Annotated in this window: 19 protein-coding genes; 10 read left to right on the plus strand and 9 right to left on the minus strand. The window is 36.2% G+C overall.

The genetic code is table 11. The features are described 5' to 3' along the window. Positions 1 to 76: 76 nt before the first annotated feature. Positions 77 to 1,741, plus strand: coding sequence for a hypothetical protein (locus AC5P2S_RS00685; protein ID WP_494555871.1), 1,665 nt, complete (start codon positions 77 to 79; stop codon positions 1,739 to 1,741). Between the two features lie 73 nt (positions 1,742 to 1,814). Here the strand turns inward: AC5P2S_RS00685 and AC5P2S_RS00690 are convergent, their stop codons facing one another. Beyond that, complete coding sequence (locus AC5P2S_RS00690; RefSeq protein WP_494555872.1) at positions 1,815 to 3,938, minus strand: carboxy terminal-processing peptidase; 2,124 nt, start codon at positions 3,936 to 3,938, stop codon at positions 1,815 to 1,817. Positions 3,939 to 4,111: 173 nt separating this feature from the next. Between AC5P2S_RS00690 and surE the strand changes: the two genes are divergently transcribed. Then, positions 4,112 to 4,876, plus strand: a complete 765-nt coding sequence (surE, locus tag AC5P2S_RS00695) for a 5'/3'-nucleotidase SurE (RefSeq protein ID WP_494555873.1) — start codon at positions 4,112 to 4,114, stop codon at positions 4,874 to 4,876. A 5-nt stretch (positions 4,877 to 4,881) separates the two neighbouring features. Next, on the plus strand, positions 4,882 to 5,451 hold the full coding sequence (locus AC5P2S_RS00700) for a Crp/Fnr family transcriptional regulator (protein ID WP_283415759.1): 570 nt from the start codon (positions 4,882 to 4,884) through the stop codon (positions 5,449 to 5,451). 161 nt (positions 5,452 to 5,612) lie between these two features. On the opposite strand, the gene AC5P2S_RS00705 is transcribed toward AC5P2S_RS00700, so the two are convergent. The 5 genes from AC5P2S_RS00705 to AC5P2S_RS00725 all read right to left on the minus strand — a co-directional run bounded on the left by AC5P2S_RS00705 (position 5,613) and on the right by AC5P2S_RS00725 (position 11,029). Next, entirely contained in the window at positions 5,613 to 6,119 is a 507-nt protein-coding gene (locus AC5P2S_RS00705; protein WP_494555874.1) for an energy transducer TonB, read from the minus strand. 64 nt (positions 6,120 to 6,183) lie between these two features. After that, complete coding sequence (gene lysA / locus AC5P2S_RS00710; RefSeq protein ID WP_283415757.1) at positions 6,184 to 7,383, minus strand: diaminopimelate decarboxylase; 1,200 nt, start codon at positions 7,381 to 7,383, stop codon at positions 6,184 to 6,186. Between the two features lie 219 nt (positions 7,384 to 7,602). Beyond that, positions 7,603 to 8,826: a 3'-5' exonuclease gene (locus AC5P2S_RS00715; RefSeq protein WP_494555875.1), complete on the minus strand. Its 1,224-nt coding sequence runs from the start codon at positions 8,824 to 8,826 to the stop codon at positions 7,603 to 7,605. A gap of 14 nt (positions 8,827 to 8,840) precedes the next feature. Continuing rightward, a complete protein-coding gene (locus AC5P2S_RS00720) occupies positions 8,841 to 9,491 on the minus strand; it encodes a hypothetical protein (protein WP_283415755.1) in 651 nt (216 codons plus the stop codon). 11 nt (positions 9,492 to 9,502) lie between these two features. Further along, entirely contained in the window at positions 9,503 to 11,029 is a 1,527-nt protein-coding gene (locus tag AC5P2S_RS00725) for a helicase HerA-like domain-containing protein (RefSeq protein ID WP_283415754.1), read from the minus strand. Between the two features lie 161 nt (positions 11,030 to 11,190). Here AC5P2S_RS00725 and AC5P2S_RS00730 point away from each other — a divergent pair, with 161 nt between their 5' ends. From AC5P2S_RS00730 to AC5P2S_RS00760, 7 genes are all read left to right on the plus strand, one after another. Further along, the gene (locus AC5P2S_RS00730; RefSeq protein WP_283415753.1) at positions 11,191 to 12,072 is read left to right on the plus strand and encodes a bestrophin family protein; all 882 of its coding nucleotides are present in this window, start codon (positions 11,191 to 11,193) and stop codon (positions 12,070 to 12,072) included. A 2-nt stretch (positions 12,073 to 12,074) separates the two neighbouring features. Next, entirely contained in the window at positions 12,075 to 12,611 is a 537-nt protein-coding gene (locus tag AC5P2S_RS00735) for an RNA methyltransferase (protein ID WP_494555876.1), read from the plus strand. Between the two features lie 172 nt (positions 12,612 to 12,783). Next, a complete protein-coding gene (locus tag AC5P2S_RS00740) occupies positions 12,784 to 13,437 on the plus strand; it encodes a CBS domain-containing protein (protein WP_494555877.1) in 654 nt (217 codons plus the stop codon). A gap of 2 nt (positions 13,438 to 13,439) precedes the next feature. Beyond that, complete coding sequence (locus AC5P2S_RS00745; protein WP_283415750.1) at positions 13,440 to 14,312, plus strand: NAD kinase; 873 nt, start codon at positions 13,440 to 13,442, stop codon at positions 14,310 to 14,312. Between the two features lie 101 nt (positions 14,313 to 14,413). After that, positions 14,414 to 15,481 carry a class II fructose-bisphosphate aldolase gene (gene fbaA / locus AC5P2S_RS00750; RefSeq protein ID WP_283415749.1) on the plus strand — a complete coding sequence of 356 codons (1,068 nt, stop codon included), beginning with the start codon at positions 14,414 to 14,416 and terminating at the stop codon, positions 15,479 to 15,481. Between the two features lie 86 nt (positions 15,482 to 15,567). Then, positions 15,568 to 16,425: an acetyl-CoA carboxylase, carboxyltransferase subunit beta gene (gene accD / locus AC5P2S_RS00755; RefSeq protein WP_283415748.1), complete on the plus strand. Its 858-nt coding sequence runs from the start codon at positions 15,568 to 15,570 to the stop codon at positions 16,423 to 16,425. Between the two features lie 138 nt (positions 16,426 to 16,563). Then, positions 16,564 to 16,992: a DUF6973 domain-containing protein gene (locus tag AC5P2S_RS00760; RefSeq protein ID WP_494555878.1), complete on the plus strand. Its 429-nt coding sequence runs from the start codon at positions 16,564 to 16,566 to the stop codon at positions 16,990 to 16,992. A 58-nt stretch (positions 16,993 to 17,050) separates the two neighbouring features. Here the strand turns inward: AC5P2S_RS00760 and metQ are convergent, their stop codons facing one another. Genes metQ through AC5P2S_RS00775 form a run of 3 tightly spaced genes read right to left on the minus strand, consistent with a single transcriptional unit; the run spans position 17,051 to position 19,533 of the window. Beyond that, positions 17,051 to 17,851 carry a methionine ABC transporter substrate-binding lipoprotein MetQ gene (gene metQ / locus AC5P2S_RS00765; RefSeq protein WP_494555879.1) on the minus strand — a complete coding sequence of 267 codons (801 nt, stop codon included), beginning with the start codon at positions 17,849 to 17,851 and terminating at the stop codon, positions 17,051 to 17,053. 10 nt (positions 17,852 to 17,861) lie between these two features. Beyond that, entirely contained in the window at positions 17,862 to 18,515 is a 654-nt protein-coding gene (metI, locus tag AC5P2S_RS00770) for a methionine ABC transporter permease MetI (protein WP_494555880.1), read from the minus strand. After that, positions 18,505 to 19,533: a methionine ABC transporter ATP-binding protein gene (locus AC5P2S_RS00775; protein WP_494555881.1), complete on the minus strand. Its 1,029-nt coding sequence runs from the start codon at positions 19,531 to 19,533 to the stop codon at positions 18,505 to 18,507. Before AC5P2S_RS00775 ends, metI begins: the two co-directional genes overlap by 11 nt. Positions 19,534 to 19,577: the final 44 nt, after the last annotated feature.

A 19,577-nucleotide genomic window follows, 5' to 3' on the forward strand; every position in this document is an offset into this window, starting at 1 on the left:
GATAGAATTTATTACGTCAAGTTTTGTCGTTATGACCGAATAGATTTGAGTCGTAAATAATTTAAACTTTATTAAAATGACAAAAATTCAGATTACAGACCCAAATACTTTTGAGGTCGTAAATTATGTAAAAACAGATGTTTTTCACGATGGAACATCTATGGATTCTACGAAATGTGATGGTGTGATGTACAAAGAATTCGAATGTGGTACGTTTTATAAACGCGAATACCAGGGACCGATACGAATTGCTTGGTATAAACATCTGATGGTGGGTGAGGATGCAAGTGATGTTATCAATATGGCTATTGATTTTGCGCCTTCTCATTCGATAATAGAAGGGGACGAACAAGAATATAATGTTCACTCCATCTGGCTCAAATCTAATATTACTTTTAGGAATTTCTATTTAAAATCAATTGGAACCGATCAGATAGATGTTAGTGTTTTATGTATTGGTAATGATATCGATCCGGATACTTTAGACGAAAGCCTTATTATGGCGTCCAAATATGCTAGAAAAGTATATGATCGTGCAGACAACGGTCAAAAAGAAACTAATATTGTCATAGAAAATGTAAATATAGATGGCAACAGAGCTGCACATACAAATCTTTCGGCAACTGAAAAAAATGGAGGAAGACAGGGAATTTGTATCAAAGGAAAGGTAACAAGAATTAAAATTAAGAATTGTGCATTACAGTTTTGTGCAACAGATGGTCTACAAATATATAGCGGACTGAAAAATCAAAATACTGATGATTCACTATTTGCAGCATATGATATAGAAATTGATGGACTAATTTGCGAATGGAACAGAAGACACGGTGCAAGTGGAGATAGTATAAAAATGATGAACATAAGAAACTCAAGATTCTATAGAAATGGCAGAAATATTAATGACGCAATTCTTGAGGGTGAAAAAGGCTCCACTGACGAAAGTGAAAAATTATATGGAAATGGATTTGACTTAGAAGGATATGGTATAGGAACGAACTTTCAAGACATACATTTTATTAATTCTAAATTTGTTGAAAACCAAAATGCAGGTTTATTATTGTATGAACCAGGAAATGTCATTGTCTTAGAAAGAAGTAACATTTTTTTTGATCACTGTCAGTTTGATGCTGGTCTAGATAATACTCCCAATGAGTACTTTGCTTTAAAGATTTCAGGCCTTCAAAATAATATAGAAAATGGTGTTTATAGGTATAACTTAGAAAATGGTGTTTATCTTTTTGATAATATTGTTTTTGATAATTGTGATATTAAAGGTCGAATTCTAGCTAAGTCAATAAGGAATCTAATTATCAGAAATTGTAGGCAAACTTACACAGACACAACAGAGACACGGGGAAATAGAGGTGTACTTCAAAATATTAAACAAGCCGTGATTAGAAATACGCAAACAGAAAGATACCTGTGGGATGGAAAAAATTATAAAGTAATAAGCGATGACATATTGGCAAAAAGTCTCGATTATTCTTTTGGTACACTTAATTCGGGAGATCGACACACCCTCCTGGTAGATGATATATTAGATGCAGAACATGGAGATATTGTTACGGTAACTTTGACAACACTTAACGAATATAGATTTAACGAATTTACACTAACAGGAATGGTTCATTATCCTGGAAATAAAGTTTTTGTGACCCTCAAAAATAACTCTAATCACAATGAATTAGTCGACCCAGGAAGATTATCCGTTATTGTTGAAAAAAAGCTTATTGTAAAATAGTCAATTTCTTGCAAAACAAAGTTTAGAAAGAATTTTCAAACAAAAAGGAACTCAAATCTGAGTTCCTTTTTTATTATTTGATCTTCGAAAGTACATCTACTGTTTCTTCCAAATAGAAATCTCTTTCAAGATTCTTTCTCCAGTTTTCTGTTTTCTTGGCAAACGCTTCGTCTTTTTTGATTCTTTCCGCTTCGTCTGTGTGAAGGGTAAATTTCAGTCCGTTATTGAATTTATCCAAACCTTTAAACTTTTCGATTTGTGCTTTACGTGTTTTCATCAGCTCATTGAATTTGGCCTGGTTCAATGGAATAGTCTCTTCCTTGTCAAGTGCTTCTTTCCATTCTGCGGATTCCTGTAACAACTTGTAATTGTTGTTGTTTACCAACTGTTTGTCCAGTTCTGCCTGCAGTTGAGGAACATTTAATCCCGTTAATTTTTTATAGTTCGTGGCTTCGATTTTGTCCCAAGGCAAAGCAAACTGGTCAAAACGTTCTCCCACTTCTGCATATGAGAAGAAATCCTTCATTTTAAGGTCAGCTTCCACACCTTTCCTCTGAGTCGATTCCCCGGAAACTCTATAGAATTTTTGAATTGTCAATTTTAAAGCGCCAAAGTCATCATTGGTATTCAGGAACCTGTTAAGTTCCACAAACGTCTGAACAGTTCCTTTCCCGAAAGAGCTTGGCGAACCGATGACAGCAGCTCTGCCATAATCCTGCATGGCTCCTGCAAGGATTTCTGAAGCCGATGCAGACAATTCGTTCTGCATAATCACAAGTGGGCCTGTCCAAATCGGTTGATTGGATTTATCAGTCAAAACCTGGATTTTTCCACGGCTGTCTTTTACCTGAACATAAGGGCCGGAATTCATAAATAATCCCATGATGTCACCAACTTCTGTCAAAGAGCCGCCACCATTGCTTCTCAAATCAAGGATAATACCTTCTACATTTTCTTTCTTTAGCTTGATTAATTCAGCTTTGATATCATCCGATGCATTCCTTCCGCCGTTTTCTTTTTCAAATTCTACATTAAAACTTGGCAAGTAGATGAAGCCGTATTTTTTACCGTTTTTAGAATTAACAACAATACTTCTTGCGAAAGTATCTTCTATGGTCACTTCTTCTCGGATCATTGTCACCTCTTTGATGGTTTTATCCTTTTTTTCAACTGTTAAGGTTACAGGTGTTCCTTTTTCACCCCGGATTAGCCGAACTGCCTCATCAGACAACATTCCGACAACATTCACAGGTTCTTCGTTCGGTTTGGATTTGACTTTAAGGATTTTATCACCGGAAGTCAATTGTTTTGATTTCCAGGCTGGTGCGCCTATTGTCAACTCACCCAGATAGAGATAACCTCTTTTTTCCTGAATCAAAGCACCGATGCCAATCACCTTCCCGGTAAATTGCATATCAAATTCTTCCTTGTTTTTTGGCGAAAAGTAATTGGTATGCGGGTCAAAAACTTCGGTATAAGCATTCATATAAACTGAGAACCAATCCATTTTCTTTCTTTTCTTGAATCTTCTGAAAGAATCGGTAATCAAATCTTTTACTTCAGCAGTTGCCTTTTCACGCTTTTTCTCAGCAGAAAGCGGTTCGTATTTTATAGTGTCTTTCAGCTTATTATTAACCACAGAATCTTTTTTCTTTTTTTGAGCCTCTTCTTTGCTGTTCAGTGTTTCAATCTCCTGAAGGATATTATATTTGATATATTTTTTCCATTCATTGTACTGTTGCTTTGCATCAGCAGGATTTGTTCTTTTTTTTGGTTCGATGATTAATTCTTCGTCTTCGTTCAAATTGATCGGTTTAGAAAAAATATCCTGAGTCATTTTATCAATATCGTCAACACGCTGATAAAGACGGTCAACCGTTAATTTGTAGAAAATAAGATTTCCTTGGTTAAGGTAATCATCCAGCTTGGTATAATGCTTCTTAAATTCGTCCATATCAGACTGCAGAAAATATCTTTTTGAAGCATCTACGCTTTCAAAATATTTATCATAAACATCTTGTGAATAGGCATCATTAATTGGTTTTGGGCTGTAATGAAGATATGAAAGTGTATTTTTCACGCTGACCATAATGGTCTGCATTTTTTCATCATCATTTTGTGGAGAGTTGAAACAGAACATAAGCGTCATCAGCGGCGCAAACATCAAGAGTTTCTTTAACTTGATTTTTTTGAACATATAATTTTAAATCTGTACTTGGATTAGTATTTGGTTCGTTTTGAATGTTACGAAGATATTCAAAAACGAAACCAAATTTAACACCTTATTTTAATTAAAGTATTATAAATTGGTTAATTTTGAGTGATTTTTGAAAAATCGTCAAAAAAAGAAAAAATATAAAACGAAAATTTATGAGCAGACCATTGATATTGGTAACCAATGATGACGGAATCACAGCACCAGGAATTAGAAAATTAATCAGCATAATGAACAAAATTGGGGAAGTAGTAGTTGTTGCACCCAATTCTCCGCAAAGTGGAAAAGGCCACGCAATCACCATCAATTCTACTTTAAGCTTCGAAGAGCTGAATCTTGATGGTCCCCAAAAAGATTTTTCCTGTTCCGGAACACCTGTGGATTGTGTGAAAATGGCTCTGGATAAAATACTTCCTAGAAGACCGGATTTGGTAGTTTCAGGCATCAATCATGGTGCGAATTCGTCCATCAATGTTATCTATTCCGGGACGATGAGTGCGGCTGTTGAAGCCGGAGTGGAAGGTTTACAGGCTATCGGATTTTCTCTTTCTGATTTGAAATGGGAAGCGGACTTTGATCAGGCAGAAGAATTTATCAGAGATATCGTTCTTAAAACTCTTGAAAATCCAATGCCAAAAGGCATCGTTCTGAATGTTAATATTCCGAAACTGAACAAAGAAGAAATCAAGGGTATCAAGGTCTGCAAACAGGCGAATGCCAAATGGGAGGAAAGTTTTGACGAAAGAGTGAATCCCCACGGAAGAAAATATTACTGGCTGACAGGCTACTTCAATAATATGGATGAATCCGAAGATGCTGACGAAACGGCATTGGCAAACGGCTATATAAGTATTGTTCCTGTAAAATTTGATCTGACGGCTTATGAGTATATGCGGGAATTGGAGTCAATCTATAAATAATCTGAATGGAGTTTATAAGACAATATCTGCTTTCTAAAAATATTCCGCTCACAGAAGAAAACTGGAAACCTTTTGTGGAAAAAAATGTCAGAAAAGAATACAAGAAAAAAGATATTATTCTCAAAAAAGGAGAAGTTGACAATTACCTTTCTTTCGTAGAAACCGGTGCAGCAAGACTTTTTTTTAATAAAGAAAATAAAGAACTGACTATAAGGTTTGTATTTCAGCATCAGTTTCTTACCGCCTATGATTCTTTCACCCAACGCACACCATCCAGATGTGACATAGAAGCACTAACGGATATGGTTGTCTGGCAGATCCATTACGATGACTTACAGGAGATCTACAGATCTCAGGCTGTAGGTAATCTTGTGGGAAGACTGACTGTGGAAACACTTTATGTAGAAAAACTGAATAGAGAGTTCTCTTTTCTAAGTGATACAGCAGAAGAGAGATATCTCAAGCTAATGAAAGACCAGCCTGATCTATTCCAAAAAATCCCATTAAAACATATCGCTTCTTATATGGGTATAACACCACAGGCTCTCAGCAGAATAAGAAGACGAATTTCTTAACCGTGGTTCATTTTATTTGATGTAAATAAACTCTAGATTTGCATAAAATAACACATGAAAATCCAAATGAAGGAAAAAGAAGCGTTCAGATAACTCCGAACGCTTTTTTTTATTGATATATTTTGCTTTTAGATGGGTTTATTAATCCTATTATTTTCACATTAATTAAAGGCATTGTCATAAGTCATCGATGAAAAATCGATCTTAAGAATTGCTTTAGAATCTACCGGTTTGCCATTACATTTTGCGGGAATCCAGGTCTTATTAACCTTGGTTGCAGCGTCTTTTAAATCTCTAAGGAAAGGCTCACTGTTTGGCACTTTTGGCCCTGCTTCAACTTTGGAAAGAACACCATCTTTGGTAATATCCAGTTTCACAAAGAACAATCCGTTAACAGAATAAGTGTTCCAGTTTACATTTTGTTGTAATTTTTCTTTAAGGTCTTTGATATATGCATCAGTACCGCCGGGATATCTTAGGCTGTTAAATTGAGAAGGATTACAATTAGTATCTTTTATCTGATAAATCCCGCGAATGTTATAAGTTACCGAGCTGGAAGAAGTATCCATCATAGGAATATCGATGTTCATAGATTCTTCAACGTCATTATTCTGAGCGAATGCCAATGAACTGATCAGCAAGCTCAATGAAAATAGTAATGATTTCATAGTATTTGATTTATATGATTTTAGAATGAAATTTTATGCCAAAACTGTTCTGATTAGCAACAAATTACAAAACTTCAATCTGATTTTTTAATAAATCTTCGAATTCATCTCTTTTTCTGATAAGATGAGCTTTTCCATCAAGGAACATTACTTCGGCAGGTTTCAATCTGGAATTGAAATTCGAACTCATTTCAAAACCATAAGCTCCAGCGTTTCTGAAGACAATCACATCACCTTCTCTTACTTCATTGATTTTTCTGTCCCAGGCAAAAGTATCCGTCTCACATATGTTTCCAACCACAGTATAGATTCTTTCCGGACCTTTTGGATTAGAAAGATTCTCGATAATGTGATAAGAATCGTAGAACATCGGACGAATCAAATGATTAAATCCGGAATTAACACCTACAAAAACCGTTGCTGTTGTTTGTTTGATGACATTAGATTTTACCAAAAAATGTCCACTTTTACTAACCAAGAATTTCCCAGGTTCAAACCAAAGCTGGAATTTTTTCCCAGAAGTTTCTTCGTGTTTTTTGATTGCTGCGTTGACTTTTTTTCCAAGAGATTTTACGTCTGTTTCCAAGTCACCGTCTTGATAAGGAACTTTGAAACCGCTTCCCATATCAAGATATTTCAGATTCGGGAAATGTTCTGCCAATTCGAACATAATGTCAAGACCTTGGAGAAAAACATCCGGGTCCTTGATCTCGCTTCCCGTGTGCATATGAAGTCCTTCCACATTGATGTTGGTCGATTTCATCACACGCTCGATATGACGAAGTTGATGAATAGAAATTCCGAATTTGGAATCGATGTGACCGGTTGAGATTTTATAATTTCCTCCGGCAAAGATATGAGGATTGATTCTCACAAAAATCGGATAAGAACCACCGAATTTATTTCCAAATTGTTCTAAAATCGAAATATTATCGATGTTGATATGAACATTCAGAGACATTGCTTCCTCGATTTCTGCAAGGTCAACACAGTTTGGAGTGAAAAGGATTCTGTCATTGGTAAAACCTGCTTTCAATCCTAATTTAACTTCGTTGATAGAAACACAGTCAAGAGAAGCACCTAACTTTTCGACATATTTCAGGATGTTGATATTGGTTAAAGCTTTGGCTGCATAGAAAAATCTTGTGTTCTTCGAGAAAGAAGAAGTCAACTTTTCGTATTGTTCGCGTATCGAATTAACGTCATACACATAAACGGGTGTCCCGAATTCTTTTGCTATAGCCAGCAAGTCCTGATTTGTCATAAAGTAGATTTTTAAAAATAAAAAGGCAGATTCTTATAAAAAGAGTCTGCCGCAATAGATATCTTATGCATGCAACTCTTTATACATTCCAAACCTTAGAGAACCTTACAGCTCCCTTTTTTCCGATTTTGTTTTGCTTAAATATTTGCATTGCTTTTGTTAAAATTTTTCGCAAAATTAGAGTTTATCTGTAAATCCTGCAATGTTTTGGTTTGATTTTTATTTCTCGGGAAGCGGAGAAACCTCATACTCATTCCTCAAAAGCGCCAACTGCAAATCATTCTGCAAATCCTGTGAAAATCTTGGAACTGGCAACATCAGCTTTTTGATTTTCTCCAATGACTGAATCTGATGGTATAATTCATAAAAACCAAAACCAGTTAATTTGCCTTTCTCTAAAACCAGAAATGATTTTTCGCCCAAAGTTCTTCCGGATGAAGACCAGATTTCATTCCTTCCTTTGAGATTGATTTTCTGAGTAAGTTCTGCCAAATCTTTCAGTTCTTCTCTGGATTTGATATAATTAATGGCTTTCAAGCCTTGTGTAAAACTCTTGAATCTCAGTAAGGGTTTATCTTCCTGGAGTTTAATTTTCTCAAGAATGTATTTGTTTTTTCTGTAAAACAGTCCAAAAGTCAGTGGTTGCCTTTTTTGGATTCCTTTATTTTGCATCATCAGTTTGGCAATCAAATCCGTGCCGGTAAGTTCATAAGAGATTTTCTCGGTCTCTTCCTGGATTTTTTTATATTTCGCTTTGTCGGAATCGAAAATTTTCTTGGCAGACTTATAAAGGTCTTCAACAACATCAGAACAGATGATTTTCCCGTCGCTGTTTTGGAAATATAGAATCCCTCTTTCGTTTGGCAGATCTTCCGTTAGAATCTGAACTTTACTGATGTAATCTTTCTCTAGGCTTTCTTCTTGTTGCGATTGGATGATTTCGTTATTTTTGTCTTTGATAATCAGTAGTTTAAATAAGTCCAAAGTTGCTCTTGCGTCACCACTTGCACGATGAGCTTCACTCAACGGAATCCCAATGGATTTGCAAAGTTTGCTCAAAGAGTAGCTTTTCTCCTCAGGAATCAGTTTTTGAGCTAACGGAATTGTATCTAAAGTTTTGATTTTGAATTCATAGCCAAGGCGTTTGAATGATTGACGAAGCATTCTGTAATCGAAGTCGATATTATGTCCCACCAATATAGAATCCTGTGTGATTTCCACAACACGCTTCGCAATCTCATGGAATTTAGGCGCAGTAATTACCATTTTCTGTGTAATTCCTGTCAGTTTTTGAACAAAGCTGGAAATCTCATCTTCTGGATTAACGAGTGAGATGAATTGGTCTGTAATCTCGTGACCATCAAACCGATAGATGGCAATTTCTATAATGCTTTCTTTTCTAAAAGGCGCTCCGTTACTTTCTATGTCTATTACTGAATACATCTACATTTTTCGTTCTACAAAGTTAAGAAACTTGAGAGATTTCCTTTCTCAAACATTTTGTTGTTGATGAGCTCTATTTTCTTAATTGAGCCTACCGGAACGATTGTAATTGTCTTACTTCCCTTCTCAACATAAAAGAAATAAGCGCTATTGGAGTCAATGAGATAAATATCTTTTTGATTTCCAGAATCATCGGTAATCCTGTGTTTTATTTTTAGCTTATTATTTGTAATTCTGTCTTTTACATTGAGTCCCGTTCCAACACCGCCACCAAGAAAGAAAGCAGAAATCATAAATGCAATTGCAAAATAAACTTGCTTTTTAATATGCACTTTCAGGTCGAGATCACTCGAACCAGGATTTTTTTTAAGGTATTTTTTGGCTACCATGGAATCACGAACCCATTTCTTATGGCTATTATTGGCAAGAAAATTATAATAAAAAAAGAAGCCTGTAATCATGAAAGTGACTGTCAATAAGATAATTGGCTGAGAGGTCAATTCTGAGATAGGACTTATCAAAATATCCATTATTGAAGAATATTTCAGGAAATTAATTCCTAACATATAGAAAAATACACCATCTCTCAGGATTCCCAGGATTATTAGATACAAATAACCTAATGGCAAAAATGTCTGTAGTTTCTCGATCAGTTTATAATCCATTGAATTAGTTATTATCTCCTTTTCTTCAGGCTAAACATTCCTAAAATAAACTTCGCACCTTCTCTCGCCAATGTTGTCATAAAGGTTTTTCCGGCACGGCTTTCCATTACCTGTTCAAACATTCCCGGTTCTTCTTTAGGTTGTACGGTTCTCGTTGGTGTAGGAATTACGGTTTGAGAATGTTCTTCTAATCTTCTATTGAGTATTTCGTAAGCACTTTCCTTATCAATGGTCTGTTCATATTTTCTGACGAGTTCCGAATTTCTTGTTAGTTCATCAATTTCTGATGAGGTTAAGACATCCATTCGGCTTTCCGGAGAAATCAGATAAGTCTGAACCAAAGGCGTCGGAATTCCTTTTTCGTCAAGAGCTGTTACGAAAGCTTCTCCAATACCAAGATTCTGAATGAGTTCATTAGCTTTGTAGAATTCTGTAATTGGATAATTTTCTACCGCTTTATCAATTTCTTTCCTGTCTTTGGCTGTGAATCCTCTCAAGGCATGCTGGATTTTCAAACCAAGCTGACTCAATATATTTTCCGGAACATCGCCAGGAATCTGAGTGATAAAATAAATACCGATGCCTTTTGAACGGATTAATTTTACCATTGTTTCAATCTGGGAAAGCAATGCCTTCGAAGCTTCATTGAAAATCAAATGTGCTTCATCTATGAATAGAACCAATTTTGGTCTTCCACTGTCGCCTTCTTCAGGAAAGGTCATATAGATTTCTGCAAAAAGCGATAACATAAACGTTGAGAAAAGATTCGGTTTGTTTTGGATGTCATCCACACGGAAAATATTCACAACACCTTTTCCGTCTCTGGTTTTTAGCAGGTCTTCAACTTCAAAACTTGGTTCGCCGAAAAAAGTCGATGCACCTTGTTGTTCCATTGCGACAATCGAGCGTAAGATTGCGCCCAAAGATGCCGGTGCAATAGAACCGTAATTGTCAGCCAGTTCTTTTTTACCAACCGGATTATCCGTTACGTATTGCAAAACTTTTTTCAAATCCTGCAAATCAACCAAAGGCAAAGCTTTGTCATCACAGTATTTGAAAACAATAGACATGATGCTTTGCTGGGTATCATTGAGTCCAAGAATTTTACTTAACAAGATTGGTCCGAATTCCAACACAGTGGCTCTCAGTTTCACACCTTTTGTTCCGGAAATAGTCATCAGTTCTACCGGAAAGCTCTGTGGGGAATAAGGCAACTGCGTTTTGGCATAACGGTCTTTGATGTTGTCATTTTCTGTCCCTGCTTCTGCAATTCCGGAAAGGTCTCCTTTGATATCCATTACCAAAGTTGGGATTCCTGCGTGAGACAATTGCTCCACAAAAACCTGAAGCGTTTTGGTTTTTCCGGTTCCCGTTGCGCCGGCAATTAATCCGTGCCGGTTTACGGTTTTAAGTGGGATCGAAACATTGACTTCCGTTACAACTTCGCCGTCAAGCATTCCTTTTCCAAGAATGATATGTTCTCCTTTCGGATTATATTTTGCGTTAAGATCTGTGATGAATTTCTCTTTATCTGACATCGATTGGTTTTTGAATGTTTAAATTTAAAAATATTTTCCAGAAATTTAAACTTTAGCAATTACATTAATTTGTCTTGTATTAGAATATGCTCAAATTTCTGATTTTCGAAAATATAAAAGCGAGGCAATAATATTTTATCTTTGTATCCAAATCACAAAGCATGCGTGCTTATAACACAAAAAATTTCCTGAAAATACTTATCAGTCTTCATAAAAGTGATACACTGAAGGTTCTTTTCCCAACAATTGTTTTAGTCGGCATTTACTCATATGCAGTCTATTATTTTGAAGTAGAATTTTTGCATCTGACATCCAAATCTTCTGTAAGCAATATCGGGATGATCCATTCTTTGCTGGGGTTTGTTTTGTCTTTGCTGTTGGTTTTCAGGACAAACACAGCTTACGATCGTTGGTGGGAAGGGCGGAAGCTTTGGGGTAAACTGGTTAATGACAGCCGGAATTTTGTCATTAAGATTAACAGCATCCTTCCGGAATCTGATATTAAAAACAGGACTCAAATTGCAAAATACCTGAAATTTTTCCCTCACTTCCTGAATAGCCACCTTTCCAAAGAATCAACAAGATTGGTTCTGGATGAAGGTTTTGCAGATTTGGCTAAGGAGCTGAAACATCATCCGCCGGCAGAATTGATTTTTCTGTTGACTAAAAAACTGTACCAGCTTAAAAAAGAAGGAAAAATTTCTGACACCGAGATGTTATTTTTGGACACGCAGTTATCCGGCTTTTTAGATGTTTGCGGCGGTTGTGAAAGAATTAAAAATACGCCTATTCCATATTCGTACTCATCATTTATAAAGAAGTTTATTATCTTTTATGTAATGGCTTTACCAATTGCTAATGTTGTTAATCTGGGTTGTTTTATGATTCCCATTACGATGTTTGTATATTATGTTCTGATGAGTTTGGAACTGATTGCGGAAGAGATAGAAGATCCGTTCAATAATGATGAGAATGATATTCCTATGGAAGCCATTTCTCAAAATATCGAAAGAAGTATCGATTTAATTTTAAATAAAGTCTGACTGTGACAAAGAAACTGAAACTAGAAGAACTGGGAAGAATAGATGTGGAAACGTTCAAAAGAACAGCTAAAATTCCTTTGGTTGTGATTTTGGATAGTGTTAGAAGTATGCATAATGTAGGAGCGATCTTCCGGACTGGTGATGCTTTTCTAATAGAAAAAGTGGTGCTTTGCGGAATCACGCCTCAACCACCTCACCGCGAGATTCATAAAGCCGCATTGGGTGCAACAGAGAGTGTGGATTGGGTTTATGAGCAGGATATTAATGTGGTTATAGACAATCTTAAAAAAGAAAACTTTGAGATTATTGGCATTGAACAGACTTCATCCAGTCAGTTAATAACGGATTTTGAAATTGATCCGGAAAAAAAATATGCCTTGATTCTTGGGAACGAAGTCGATGGGATCAGTGATGATGCGCTTGGGAATATTGATAATTTTCTGGAAATTCCTCAGTTAGGAACCAAACATTCTCTGAATGTAAGCGTCTGTGGCGGAATTGTGATCTGGGAATTTGCGAAGAATCTTACATTTAGATAATAAAAAACTGCAAACACCAGAAGTGCCGCAGTTTGAAATAAATCTAATAAAAAGTAAAAATGAAAGGCGACAAAGATATATTTTTAAATTAATACGAAGCAACAGTTTTGTAAAAAAAGTATAAAAATTTTTAAAATCTTTTCTGGCTGAGTAATTTTTGTAAATTAGCATAATGTTTATCAAAGACTACATCTCCAAAGATTATCCAGCTTTCAGCGTCAAAGACTCTATAGAAGAGGCTTCTGAGGTTGCTAAAGAATTCGGATATTCCCACGTTTTCATTGTGAACAAGGGTCTTTTCCTAGGAGGGCTCAGTCAGTCTTTTTTAGAAGACAGTCCTGAAGGAAAACTGGATTCTCTCAATATTCATTTTGAGCGTTTTGCGATTATGGAAGACAGCAGTCTGTTGGACAGCATCAAGCTTTTCCATATTTTTAATTCCAATGTGGTTCCCGTTATTTCGAAGGAAGAAAAGTATCTGGGTTACATCTCCTGTGATGATATTTTTAATGAGTTTTCCAAATATCCGCTGTTCTCGGAAAATGGTGCAATACTGACCATCCAGACCAACGGCCTGCACTATTCTATGACAGAGATTTCGCAGATTGTGGAAAGTAACAATGCTAAGATCTATGGCGTTTTCATCAATGCAATCAAAGAGGATAGTATAGAAATTACACTCAAGATCAGTAACGAAAATCTAAGTTCTATAGATGAAACTTTTGAGAGATACGGTTATGTTGTAGTCCATAAACATTATGACGATGAGAAAGAAGAACTCTTGAAAGACCGGTTCGGATTTTTTCAGAAATTTTTGGAGATTTAATTATGAAAGCAGCCATTTATTCTCAAAAGAAAGATCTTGATACGTTTTTGTATCTCAATCGGTTCATTTCAGAATTGGCGCTGAGAGAAGTGTCCGTTGTTCTTCACGCCGAGATGGCGGAAAATCTGAATTTTTCCAAAGAATTCGAAACATTTTCCGGCAAAGAGGGACTTAAAAATAAGAATGTCAATATCGTTTTTAGTTTCGGGGGCGATGGAACTATTCTTAATGCGTTGACTTTTATACAGGATCTTGAAATTCCGATTATTGGGGTTAATACAGGACGATTGGGGTTTTTGGCCAATTTCCGGAAAGACCAGATTTTTGACGAATTGGATTCGATTATCCTTGAAAAGAATTATAATATCAGTGAAAGATCGGTAATTAAAATCACGACAAATGATAATTCTGAAATCGATTTTCCATTCGCTTTGAATGATGTCAGTCTTTCCAGAAAAGAAACGACATCAATGATTACGGTCGAGTCTTACATTAATGATGAGTTTCTGAATGTTTTCTGGGGCGATGGATTGATCGTATCAACACCAACCGGTTCCACGGCCTACTCGCTGAGTTGTGGCGGACCGATTATTTCTCCGACGAACGATAATTTTGCGATATCGCCAATAGCGCCTCATAACCTGAATGTCCGTCCACTGATTGTAAAAGATGACTCGAAAATAAAACTGACAGTTAAAAGCCGGGTTCCGCAATACACTTTGGCTTTGGATTCAAGGCTTTATCATATGGAAGTGGGGAGTGAGATTATCATTGAAAAAGCAGAATTTTCTTTGTTCCTTATCAAACCGAAAAATTTCAGTTTCTACGAAACAATCCGCCAGAAGTTGCTTTGGGGAAATGACAAGAGAAATTAATTATTGAAAAATTATTCTTAACATAGTATATTAATTGAAGTTAGAATTATTAATAATTTCGTAACTTTACAGTCCAAAAAATCTTAAAAAATATAATAAAAATGAGCAGAAAATTTCCGGCAGGAGTTGCCACTGGTTCTTTAGTAACAGAGATATTTGATTATGCAAAAGAAAAGCAATTTGCGCTTCCTGCTGCTAATGTGATTGGCTCTAGTAATATCAATGCAACTTTGGAAACTGCTGCAAAACTAAACGCTCCTGTAATTATCCAGTTTTCAAATGGTGGTGCGGCTTTCAATGCAGGAAAAGGCTTGAGCAATGATGGTCAAAGGGCTTCTATACTTGGAGCTATTGCTGGTGCAAAGCACATCCATACTTTGGCAGAAGCTTACGGAGCGACAGTAATCCTGCATACAGACCATTGTGCAAAAAAATTATTGCCTTGGGTTGATGGTCTTTTAGATGCAAGTGAAGAACATTTCAGACTGACGGGAAAACCATTATATTCTTCTCACATGCTGGATCTTTCTGAAGAACCTTTGGAAGAAAATCTCGAAGTTTCTGCTAAATATTTCGAAAGAATGGCAAAAATGGGAATGACTCTAGAAATTGAACTTGGAGTAACCGGAGGTGAAGAAGATGGTGTTGATAACTCTGATGTTGACAGCTCAAAATTATACACACAACCCGAAGAGGTTGCACATGCTTATGAAGTTTTGAAAAAAGTGTCTGATAATTTTACAATTGCTGCCGCTTTCGGTAATGTACATGGTGTTTATAAGCCGGGCAACGTAAAATTAACTCCAAAAATCCTTGATAATTCTCAGAAATATGTTCAGGAGAAATTTGGTACAGGGGAGAAACCGGTAAATTTTGTGTTCCATGGTGGATCTGGCTCTACTTTGGAAGAAATAAGAGAAGCAATCAGCTACGGTGTTGTAAAAATGAATATCGATACAGATTTACAATTCGGTTACACAGAAGGAATCAGAGATTATATGACAGAACAGATTGAATATCTGCGCCATCAGATCGGAAATCCAACTGGTGCCGATGCTCCAAATAAGAAATTCTACGATCCAAGAGTCTGGGTAAGAAAAGGAGAAGAAACGTATATCAAGAGATTGACTCAGGCTTTTGAAGATCTGAACAATATCAATACACTTTAATAATTTATAAATGATAATTGATGAGCGATAAATGGTTCAGTCGTTTTTCTCATCAGTTATCATTTTTCATTTATCAATTATAGAATATGGCATTTGATTGGTTTAAAAGAAAAACCCAAAACATTACAACTTCCACGGAAGACAAAAAAGATGTTCCAAAAGGTCTTTGGCATAAAACTCCAACCGGAAAAATTATAGAAGCGGAAGAACTTAAAGCGAATAATTTTGTATCTCCGGAAGACGGTTTCCATGTAAGAATCGGCAGCAGAGAATATTTCGATATGCTTTTTGATGATCAGAAATTCAAAGAATTGGATGCTGATGTTGAAAGTGTTGATATCCTGAAATTCAAGGATACAAAAACTTACACAGACCGTCTGAAAGAAGTGAAATCAAAAACAAAACTGACAGATTCTATCCGTAATGCAACCGGAAAAGTGAATGGTGTAGAAATGGTAGTTTCCTGTATGGATTTTGCTTTTATCGGAGGTTCTTTAGGTTCTGTAATGGGAGAAAAAATCAGAAGAGCTATTGATTATTGTATCAAACACAAATTGCCTTATATGATTATCTGCCAATCCGGTGGAGCGAGAATGCAGGAAGCAGCATATTCACTTATGCAATTGGCGAAAGTTCAGGCTAAGCTGGTTCAGCTTTCCGATGCCGGTTTACCTTATATCGCCTATTTGACTGACCCTACTTTTGGCGGTATCACAGCATCGTTTGCAATGACAGCTGATTTGATTATTGCTGAACCAAGTGCTTTGATTGGTTTTGCGGGGCCAAGAGTTATCCGTGAAACAATAGGAAGAGATTTGCCTGAGGGCTTCCAGACATCGGAATTCCTGCAGGAAAAAGGATTTGTTGATTTTATCGTGAAAAGGACGGAAATCAAACAGCAAGTTTCCAGAGCTGTAAAGCTTTTGATGCACGAATATCATTAATCCAAACAGTTAATAATTATAAAAAAACTCACTCTCTCAAATCTGGGAGAGTTTTTTATGAGATTTGTAAGCATATTTTTCAGGACTTTAAAATCATTGACCTTAAAAAAGCTCTTGAAGGTCTTTTCTATTGGATTAATGCATCCTTTATTTGCGTTCTTATATACTTATGCCAGTTTTAAGACATTTACCAAAGCCAAAGAGCTTTATCCGAAAACCAATTCTAACAGCGGAAAAGGAAATGCATTCCGACACGCTTACTGGTGTTGCCTGATCATGATGTATTTCTGTAAAGTCTCATCACCAAATAAATCTCTGAAATGGTGCAAAAAACTTACAGATATGCACGAAGAACTTTTCCCGAATGAACCGTTAGAAACCAAAATGGACCTTCATAATAACAGAGTTGGAATGGATTATTTTATGACGCTCGTTCCGGGAATCCATCGTCAGTTTTTTGAAAGCAGCTTTTTTATTCAGGAATTACAGAAGAGAACCGCAAATGCTGTTCTGATAACTGATACGGATCAAGACGTTGATAAAACAACGTTGGTGTATTTGGAATAATCAAATTGACGACTCAGAAGAATCGTCAACTTAAAAAATTAGATATATAATAGAAGTTTTACCACGCTTTCACCGCTCCACCTTTGAAGGTTTGTTGCGCCGCAGATTCTACTTCCGGAGATTGGTATGCTTGTACAAATTTTTTCACTTTTTCATCATTCTTATTATCTTCTCTTGCAACGATAAGATTAGCGTAAGGCGAATCCTTATCTTCTTTGAATAATCCTTCTTTTTCAGGGTCAAGACCAGCTTGAGCCGCAAAATTATTATTGATAATTGCCAAAGCTACTTCTTTGTCTTCCAAAACCCTTGGAATCTGAGGTGCTTCCAATTCCAGGATTTTCAGGTTTTTCGGATTAGCGATAATGTCAGTTACTTTAGGCAACAATCCAACGTCATCTTTCAACTTCAAAATACCTTGCTTTTGTAATAACAATAATGAACGTCCGCCATTGGTCGGGTCATTAGGAATCACAATAGTTTGTCCGGGTTGCAATTCGGAAACTGATTTTATTTTTTTTGAATAAGCTACAATCGGGTAAACAAAAGTTTTTCCCACAACTGCTAATTTATAACCACGTTGTCTGGATTGCTCTTCAAGATAAGGTAAATGCTGAAAAGCGTTCACATCAACATCACCTTGGTTCAGAGCTTCATTCGGAACGACATAGTCATTAAAGGTAACCAATTCCACATCCAAGCCGTATTTTTCTTTCGCTACTTTTTTAGCCGCTTCGGCAATGTTTTGTTCTGGCCCGGTTGCGATTCCCACTTTCAGAACATTCGGATTCGATTCTTTTTTGCTGCAGGCTGATAATGTAATAATAGCTAATGCTAAAGTCAATATTTTCGTCTTCATTTTTTAAATTTTATCTATGATTGAATTTTTTTGAAAGAAAGTCTCCGGAAACCTGAATAATGAAAACCAGTACGATTAATAATATTAGAACCGCATTCATTACTGCAAAATCATATCCGATATAACCGTATTGATAACCAACTTGTCCCAAACCGCCGGCACCAACTGCGCCGCCCATTGCAGAATATCCAACTAGTGTAATTAATGTAATACTCACATTATTAATTAACGACGGCAAAGCTTCTGGTAAAAGGACTTTTCGGATAATTTGAAGTGGTTTTGCGCCCATTGATCTCGCTGCTTCTATCAATCCTGAAGGAATCTCCAACAAGCTGTTTTCTACCAATCTTGCAATAAATGGAGCAGAACCTACACTCAACGGAACTAGTGCTGCGGAAACGCCAATCGATGTTCCTACAATGGTTCTTGTGAAAGGTATCATCCAGACAATGAGAATGATAAAAGGAATCGAACGGAAAATATTGACTATAATAGATACGATTTGGTGTGATATCTTATTTTCCAATAATTGGCCTTTTCTTGTGAGGAAAAGAAAAATTCCCGTCGGCAATCCTAAAACAAATCCGAAAAATCCTGAAACCAAGGTCATTATAATTGTCTCAATCGTCCCTTGAAATAACAAATTGATGATACTATCCGACATAACCTAAAATTTCTGTGTTTGTATATTCATTTTCCAAATAAGTCAAAGCTTCATTGGTATTTTTTCCCTGCAATTCCAGAATTAAAACACCAAAATTCAAGTAACCAACATATTCCAGTTGCGCACTGATAATCTTAGCTTTAACATTAAATTTCTCATACAGATTAATGATAACTGAACTCTGAGCTTCGTTTCCGTTTATCAGAATTTTGACCAAAGGATTGTTATTCTCGCTGTCAATATTGCTGATAGAATTCTGATAAATCGAAGGCAATTCTACATTCAAAGAAGCTTGTATAAAACCTTTCGTGATATCTTTTTCCGGATGAATGAAGATCTGTTCTACTTTTCCTTGTTCCGCTAATTGGCCATTATCAATTACGGCCACTTTATCGCAAATACTTTTAATCACTTCCATCTCGTGTGTGATAAGAAGAATCGTGAGATTCAATTTTTGATTAATGGATTTAAGAAGTTGTAAAATCGATTTTGTCGTTGCAGGATCCAATGCGCTTGTAGCTTCATCACACAACAGAACTTTCGGATCGTTGGCTAAAGCTCTCGCAATCGCAACTCTTTGTTTTTGTCCGCCGGAAAGATTCGCCGGATAATCTTTTGCCTTTTCTTTCAGTCCGACCAATTCCAAAAGTGAATCCACTTTCTCCTTGATTTCCGACTTCGATTTTCCTTCTAATTTCAACGGAAATGCCACATTATCAAAAACCGTCCGAGATGACAATAGATTAAAATGCTGGAAAATCATTGCAATTTTTCTTCTTTCCAAAGTCAATTGAGCTTCGGACAATTTTGTCAATTCTACATTATCGACAATCACTTTTCCTTCGTTGGGTTTTTCCAGAAGGTTCACGCATCTGATGAGCGTGCTTTTCCCGGCACCGGAAGTTCCAATCACACCGAAGATTTCTCCCTTTTCAACAGTCAGGGAAACATCCGACAAGGCTTGGACAACCTTATTTTTAGTAGTAAAACGTTTGGAAACGTTTATCAATTCAATCATTTTTATTCATTAGTTAAAAAATAAAAAACCTTTCACATAGAAGT

Source organism: Epilithonimonas sp. 33E, from assembly GCF_059372615.1.